The organism is Flavobacterium sp., from assembly GCF_043779715.1.
GTDB lineage: Bacteria > Bacteroidota > Bacteroidia > Flavobacteriales > Flavobacteriaceae > Flavobacterium.
Genome location: NZ_JAYWDT010000135.1, coordinates 1 through 7,656 on the forward strand (window position 1 = coordinate 1; position 7,656 = coordinate 7,656).

The 7,656-nt window shown below is 32.4% G+C and carries 8 protein-coding genes; all 8 read right to left on the reverse strand.

Annotated elements, in window-relative coordinates:
- Positions 1–100 precede the first annotated feature (100 nt).
- A complete protein-coding gene (locus ACH2BG_RS06800; RefSeq protein ID WP_395046956.1) occupies positions 101–778 on the reverse strand; it encodes an ABC transporter ATP-binding protein in 678 nt (225 codons plus the stop codon).
- 117 nt (positions 779–895) lie between these two features.
- Positions 896–2,152: an ABC transporter permease gene (locus tag ACH2BG_RS06805; protein WP_395046957.1), complete on the reverse strand. Its 1,257-nt coding sequence runs from the start codon at positions 2,150–2,152 to the stop codon at positions 896–898.
- Entirely contained in the window at positions 2,152–3,231 is a 1,080-nt protein-coding gene (locus ACH2BG_RS06810; RefSeq protein WP_395046958.1) for an efflux RND transporter periplasmic adaptor subunit, read from the reverse strand. Before ACH2BG_RS06810 ends, ACH2BG_RS06805 begins: the two co-directional genes overlap by 1 nt.
- A gap of 14 nt (positions 3,232–3,245) precedes the next feature.
- On the reverse strand, positions 3,246–3,845 hold the full coding sequence (locus tag ACH2BG_RS06815) for a hypothetical protein (RefSeq protein WP_395046959.1): 600 nt from the start codon (positions 3,843–3,845) through the stop codon (positions 3,246–3,248).
- Between the two features lie 120 nt (positions 3,846–3,965).
- Entirely contained in the window at positions 3,966–4,373 is a 408-nt protein-coding gene (locus tag ACH2BG_RS06820; protein WP_395046960.1) for a cytochrome C, read from the reverse strand.
- A gap of 6 nt (positions 4,374–4,379) precedes the next feature.
- Positions 4,380–4,634: a hypothetical protein gene (locus ACH2BG_RS06825; RefSeq protein WP_395046961.1), complete on the reverse strand. Its 255-nt coding sequence runs from the start codon at positions 4,632–4,634 to the stop codon at positions 4,380–4,382.
- Positions 4,635–4,756: 122 nt separating this feature from the next.
- A complete protein-coding gene (locus ACH2BG_RS06830; RefSeq protein WP_395046962.1) occupies positions 4,757–5,770 on the reverse strand; it encodes a cytochrome c in 1,014 nt (337 codons plus the stop codon).
- 9 nt (positions 5,771–5,779) lie between these two features.
- The coding region (locus tag ACH2BG_RS06835) for a cbb3-type cytochrome c oxidase subunit I (protein WP_395046963.1) at positions 5,780–7,656 on the reverse strand (1,877 nt) is incomplete at its 5' end.

Below are 7,656 nucleotides of genomic sequence, written 5' to 3' on the forward strand. Positions count from 1 at the left end.
TTTCAATTTAAAATTAATTTTACCAATTAGTAAAATCAATAAAATAATCCCCAGAATAATGAGTGTTGTTTTCATGTTTTTTAAATTTGAAAAGGTATTTTTATAAAATAATTCTCCCATCTTCCATTTCGATAATTCTGTGTGTTCGTTTAGCAAAATCGTTGTCGTGGGTAACAATCAGCAAAGATTGTTTGTATACTTCAGCGAGTTCTTTAAAAACTTCGAAAACTATTTCTGAATTTTTTTTGTCTAAATTTCCTGTTGGTTCGTCACCCATAATTATCAATGGATTGTTAATCAAAGCACGAGCTATGGCAACGCGCTGTTTTTCTCCACCAGATAATTTGTTTGGACTGTTCAATGCTTTGTCTTGAATTCCTAAAACTTTAAGTTTTTCGTACGCATTTACTTCAACTTCTTTGCTAGACAATTTTGCCAGTTTTAATCCAGGTAACATTACGTTTTGCAAAACCGAAAATTCATTTAACAAATAATGAAACTGAAATACAAATCCAATTTTTTCATTTCGTACAATTGCTAATTCAGCATCAGGTTTGTCTTTCATAGAAACTGAATCGACTTTTAAATCACCTTCAAATTCACTATCCATCGTAGATAAAATGTACAACAAAGTTGATTTTCCACAACCAGATTTTCCCATTATCGAAGCAAATTCGCCTTTGTTTATTGAAAAATTAATATCTTTTAAAATCTTTACATCCATCGTTTCATGAAAAGTTTTTGAGATATTTATGGCTTCAAGAATTTTATTTTCCATTTTTTTTATAATTGATTTTTAAGATTTAAAAACATACAATTTATTTTTTTGACCCATTAGGGATAAGTTTTATAAATCTTAAATCAAAAAAAACTAATCTAAAATCTACAATCATTTTCACTTTCCCCTTATAATTTCAACTGGATCGACTTTACTGGCTTTTAATGCAGGAAATAATCCTGCAATTGTGGTTGTAAAAAGCGCAAAAATCATACTTATCATGTAATAAATACCATTGAAATTAATAGGATACGTTTTTATAGTTGGCAACGAAGGGGTTTCAAACGGAATAATACTAATTATTGACGAGAAAATAAATCCGAACAACAATCCAAATAATCCGCCAGCCACACCTATAATTAAGGACAACAAAATAAAAATCCATTTCACATCATTACCAGAAAAACCAGTGGCTTTTAAAATAGCAATTGTATCCATTTTTTCGTAAATCATCATGTTTAGAATATTATAAATTCCGAAACCAGCAACCAATAATAAAACCAATCCCACAGCATAAGAAATAATAGTTCTCACTGAACTTCCCGTTTCAAATTGCGCGTTAGCCGTTTGATAATCTATGGCATCTGTATTGTATTTCTCTGAAAATTCTTTAGCAACTTGTGGTGCCGAATTCATATCAAATAATTTTATTTGAATATCTGTAATGTAATTTGTAGGTTCATCTAATAACTTTTGAGCCGTTTCTAGCGAAGTATAGCTGAATGTATTATCGTATTCGGCAACACCAGTTTGTGACATCCCTACTACTTTTAGCATCACTAAATTGCCTCGTGATGAAGTAATATTAATTTTATCACCTTTAACCAATAGCATTTTTTCTGCCAAACCTTTACCAATAATGATGCTGTTATTTTGAGATAAATCAGCTATATTTCCGTCAATAACATTCTCTGAAATTTTAAATAATTTTTCTTCTGGTTCAATTTCTATTCCATTAATGACACCTGCAATTTCTATGGTGCCAGAATTAAAAAAAACTGGTGTGTTTATTTTGGCAGCAACATCAATAATGCGTTTGTCGAGTTTTAAATCCGCAATGATTTTTTTGCTGTCATAAATAGATTTTCCTCTGTCTTTTGGTTTTATAGAATTGACAAAATTAGCATTGTTTTTATACTTTTCAGAAAGTGAAATGGGTTGATTTTGCGATGGTTTTACTTCATTATATAATCGGACATGTGGTGTTTTGTTAAGCATTAATCCATCTAACAAATCGTTTAAACCATTCATAAAACTAACCAAAGCAATAAACATTGATATACTAAAAGTCACGCCAACTGCTGCAACAATAGTTTGTTTGAGTCGGGCTCGAAGCAAATGAATGGCAATATTTAAAATCAGTTTATAATTCATTATTTTGGTTTATAAATTATTTCATCAGCTTTTAAACCTTGTAAAATTTCAACTTTTTGATAATCTGACATACCAATTTTAACTTTGCGTTTTTCTTTTTTACCAATTTGAATAGAATCGCCTTTTAGCAGATAAACTTTCGGAATAGTAATCGCATTTTTTTTAGTTTGAATGACAATATTGGCTTCGGCCGAAAGATTTGGATACAATTTTTTAGGTGGATTTACAAAATGTGCTTCAATTTTAAAAGTTCGAGATTGTTCATTCATAATCGGATAAATTTTATCTATTTTAGCATCAAAAACTTGGTTTTTATAACTGTCTAATGTGATCACAACCGACTGATTTAATTTTACACGAGCCATATCGTTTTCATCCACTTCTAGTTCTAATAAAAAAGCGTTTTTTTGACCAATAATTGCCAACTGAATTTGTGGCGTTATCAATGTTCCTTCTTTTACCAAAACATCAAATAATTCACCTGAAAAAGCACTTTTAATTTGAAAATCATTTTGTGTTTTTTGACCAATTTGCAATAAAATATTGTTTTTATTTTGGTCAAATTTTAATTGAGCTATGAGTTGTGACAATTGTTTCTGAGAAGTTTTTAAATTTAGCTGTGATGATTTGTATGCCAATTCGACTTTTTCAAAATCTACTTCTGATATCCCATTGTATTGCTTGATTCGATTATTTCTATCAAATAAAGATTTATCAACCACCAATTTATCTCGTGACATTTGAACTTTTATTTCCATTTCGACAATTTTATCTTGAATATAACGGTTGTTATTTTGACTTAATTGATAGGTCAATCTTGCGTTTTCGGTGTTTAATTGGGCTTTATCATTTTCCAATTCAAACAACAATTGATCTTTGGCAATCGTTTGTCCAGCAACAACATTAATTTTTTTAAGAATGCCACTTACGGTCGAAAAAACGGTATATTGATTCTGAGATTTAATAATTCCGGATGCATAAACGCTTTCGGTTACATCGCCAATTGTTGGTTTGGTTTGCTCGAGTTTGTCTTTACAAGAAACTAAAAGTAATAACACTATAAAAATTATTTTTTGCATCTGATTTATTACTATTAATTGAAAAATCCGTCTTTTACTAATGGTTTGTAAACCACTTTGGCAATTTCGTCAGTCATATTTTTTAAGCGATCTAGATTGGTAGTGTCGGTCAAAGCTGTCCAAATAATTTTGTCTTCCTTGATTGAAAACACATTAGTTTCAACTGTGAAAATTTTAGTTGTTGTATAAAATCCTAGTGTTGAGCTATAATTCCATCTATTGAAATAATAACCACTAAAATATCTGTAATACATTGGATAAAAATTGGTTTCATCAGGTGTGTAAATCTTTACTTTATCAACATCAATCGATCTCATTCTTACTGCACAGTCAAAACCGTCTTCTTTTATTTTATTGCGAATGGATTCTTCATTAACCGAATTGAAATTAGATTTGAAATAGTTGTAAGATTGTATCCCTTTTTCATGCAGATAAACAACTATTTGATCTTCAGCTTTGCGTTGACTGGTTTCATTTTTGAATAATGAAACAACCAGAACTTTTTTGAGATTATTAATCTTGGTTTCCCTGTTTGATTCGCACCAACTGCTAACAATTTTTGTTGAAGTGCAAGAAATTAGTAGCAATAGTAAGGGTAAAAGTATTTTTTTCATAAAATTATTTTTTAATATAAGAAAATGAGACTTTAAACCATCAAAGTTTGTTTTTTTGTATGAAAAACAAACTATTAAATTTTATGTATAAGTTGTAATATTCATAGATACTAACAACAATTATTTTCCTCTGGTCATTTCTACAATAAAATAATAAATGGCAAACCCAATAAATCCAATGATTATCGCCCAAAACCAAGCAGGTGTTGATTGTGGTGTTTCGCTACCTTCGATTAAAAACTGTTTTTGATCGCCTTTGCCGTATGCGTTTATCATTATTGGGATAATGCCATCGACTGTATCATTTTCAGCAATGCCTTCAACTGCAATTGATGGACCATTTCTTACAAAAAATGGAATTTTACGAACGCCTTCTTTGCCTGTTGGATCTTTGCTCACAATTTTGAGAATGTGTTCGCCATCGACCAATTTAGTAGTGTCAAATTCAAAATTTATTGGAACTGAAAATTCCCCAAATGGTTGTATTTCTTCATCTAGAAATATAAAAACAGAACTATTATTTTTCATTTTAATTTATTTAAAGATGGAATATTTAATATGATCTTGATTGTTTTCATTTGGTTTCAAAAGCCATTTTACAGAATAAATTAAAGCAAAAACTGTAATAATAATTGTGATAACGATGCTTACATAATCCCAATTACTCTCTGGTCCTGGTCCGTGAACAATGCCACGCAAGACTTTGGGCTGGTTTCTTTTGCAAACAGGACAGGCAAATGCTGTGATTTCAAAAAGAATTAGGAATAGAAATGTGATTGCTTTTTTCATAATATGTATTTTTTGACACATTCCGATTCTTCGGTAGTACTAATTTTAACAAATTAAAAAATCATATTAATTTTTTGAGTTATTTGTCAATTCTCCTTTGTCGAAATGACAAAATGATGAGTTTAATTCTCTGAGGAAACTTTAATTTTTATAAAATCCATAATTTTTTTAATTTCTTCGGGCGTTACTTCTTTGCCTTTGTTTCCCCACGAATTTCGCTCGTAATTTATGATGGCGGAAACATCAAATTCGGTGAAATTCATATTGTTTCCAACTGCCGCCATCACGCCATAATCGGCTCTGGCATCGTAGCCATTCATTATAATATCGACGTACAATTCGAGGTTTTCGCCAGTCACGACAGGACTTCCTTTCAATGGCGGAAATGCACCTTTGAGACCTTCGCCATTGGCTTGATGACAGGCGGCACAATTGGCTTGGTAAAGCGCTTTTCCGTCGACGGTTTTGTCTCCAGTTTTTGAACTTAGAATGTCGCCCACTGCTTTTTTATATAAAAATTCTTGTGGAATTGTTCCTGTTGGCAATGGCGTTTGCTTGAGCGATAAAATGTAGGCAACCAATTGTAAAGCTTCATTTTTAGCGACTAATTTTCCAGGTTTTCCGTTTAGAAATTCGTCTGGCATACTGACTACTACATCGTTTTTTGATGGTTTCAATTTGATTTCAAAAAGCCATTTATAGGATGGCATAATTGATTGTTTGACCACGCTTCGCGGTTGGTATAAATGCATTAAATTCCAATCTTTACTGGCTTGACGGTTTCCAACATCGGTTAAATCAGGTCCAGTTCGTTCCGTTCCCATTAATGTTGCAGTGTTTTGCCAAATGCTGGTGCGTCCAATATTGGCATAATCGGCAGCCATTCCTGGACGAGAACCAAACATTTTATCCATTTCGACATTCCTCACTTGTTGTGAGTGGCAACCTACACAACCTTCGGCAATGTAAATAAGTTTTCCTGCTTTGGCATCACCAGAAAGTGGTTTGGTTCCAGGCAAAGGCATATTGGAATATTGATTTTGAAATGCGGGCATAATTACCGTTAAATACGTTAGCAATACAAATAAAAGTCCGGCTGTGATGTATAATCTGATGTGATTGTTGAAGATATTCATAGCTGTAAATTATTTATTTTGTTGATCTAAAATTCGGAAAGCTTCTTCTTTTACATCTAATTCCTCAACCTCTTTTGTTGTCATTCGGTAAAAATTATAAGCAAAAATTAAATGGGAAATAAACATTAAACTTCCGCCGATGGCACGCCAAACCCAAAAATCAAACATTAAAACTACGCTGTCAATAAATGGCTTTCCATCCATCCACATTAAACCACGTAAGGTTGCACCAATTGATAGAGGGACAGAATAAAATAATAATCCGATAAATGCCAACCAAAAATGTACGCCAACTAAATGTTGTGGTGGTTCTTTGCCAGTTAATCTTGGCATTACGACATACATTCCGCCCCAAAGTGTAAATGTGATAATTCCGTAAAAACCTAAATGTGCGTGAGCAACTGTAAAATCTGTAAAGTGCCACAATAAATTGGTGAATTTAAACGCTTCGGCTGTACCTTGCATTGAAACTAAAAAGTAATAAATGACTGCCATCAGAAAAAACGGTAAGGTATAACTTGTGGTCACTTTGTGCCAATTTCCTTTGAAAGTTGCTACAAAATTGATGGTTCCAGCGAATACAGGAATAATCATTCCAGCGCTTCCAACAATGGCGACCGTTTGCAACCACCAAGCGATAGGTGCAAAAATAAAATGGTGTGTTCCTATAATTGTGTAGAAAATTATTTGTGTCCAAAATGCTAAAATCCCTAAACTATATGCATAAATTGGTTTGTTGATTTGTTGCGGAATAAAATAATACAGTAATCCCAAAGTATAAAGCGTAAACCACATACCAACACCAGAATGCATAAAATAGCCCTGAACAATAGTTTCGGAAACGCCATCTTGCCAGAAAGGCAAATATGCAGTTAGGGCAACAATAATTGTAAATATTATGGCAGAAACGATGTACCAATTCGAGATATAAATTTCTTTTGTCGTTCGATTGGCGACCGTCATTATAAAATTGGCCACCGTTAAAATCAAGGCTACAGCGAAGAATGCCATTACTGGCCAAATGTATTCACGGAATTCGCCACCGCCATTATTGATGCCAGACATTAAACAAATTGTGCCTAGAATTACCATTAAATTAGTCAAGATTAACGCAATCCAACCGAGTTTTACGCTGTAAATTTTGGTATTACTTACTATTGGGACAACATAATATCCAAGTCCAATCATTCCTAAAGATGCCCAACCCCAAAAAACAATATTAGTGTGCACGGGTCGCAATCGTCCGAAACTCAACCAACTCGCGTGATCGATGTCTGGTGCTACGAATTTAATTCCGAGATATTCGCCAATTCCAGTTCCGATAATTAACCAAAATGTTGCACAACCAAAATACCAAATAATCAATTTAGCAATGAGGGGTTCTAAACTTGGTTTTCGAACTGCTTTCTTTTTCAGAGAAACAAAATGTGTTTCATGCTTTTCACGAATGTTGTTTAGAATTCCCTTTTTGTCTTCAGCTTTTTCGGTTCCAGAAAGTTCGTTATTGGATAAATTATAATCTAATGCGTATTCTCGTTTTACTAAATTTTCTTCTATTTCTTGATTCTCTAACTCGTCAATATGAGTCGCAAATTCTCTAGCTTCAGCTTCTTTTCCTTTGTTGAGGTAGTTTTTTATAGCATTATTTGCTTTTATCATCGAAAAAATTACAGCTAATAAAATGGGAATCAAAACAATAATAACCGTAATAATTATTCCGGGTTGGCTGAAAAAGTTCTCTTTGGGATTGCTTGGATCTTGAGCAAAAATGCTGTTTGAAAAAAATATAAAACCAATAGTTTTTAAAATGTTTGAATTGTTGTTTTTCAACTGATTGGACTTTTTTAGTTTAATGAATTTTTGGATTTGTGTTTTGCTTAAATTTT

Coding starts and splice junctions, on each gene's coding strand:
- ACH2BG_RS06800 (WP_395046956.1), bottom strand. CDS start 778: ATGGAAAATAAAATTCTTGAAGCCATAAATATCTCAAAAACTTTTCAT.
- ACH2BG_RS06805 (WP_395046957.1), bottom strand. CDS start 2,152: ATGAATTATAAACTGATTTTAAATATTGCCATTCATTTGCTTCGAGCC.
- ACH2BG_RS06810 (WP_395046958.1), bottom strand. CDS start 3,231: ATGCAAAAAATAATTTTTATAGTGTTATTACTTTTAGTTTCTTGTAAA.
- ACH2BG_RS06815 (WP_395046959.1), bottom strand. CDS start 3,845: ATGAAAAAAATACTTTTACCCTTACTATTGCTACTAATTTCTTGCACT.
- ACH2BG_RS06820 (WP_395046960.1), bottom strand. CDS start 4,373: ATGAAAAATAATAGTTCTGTTTTTATATTTCTAGATGAAGAAATACAA.
- ACH2BG_RS06825 (WP_395046961.1), bottom strand. CDS start 4,634: ATGAAAAAAGCAATCACATTTCTATTCCTAATTCTTTTTGAAATCACA.
- ACH2BG_RS06830 (WP_395046962.1), bottom strand. CDS start 5,770: ATGAATATCTTCAACAATCACATCAGATTATACATCACAGCCGGACTT.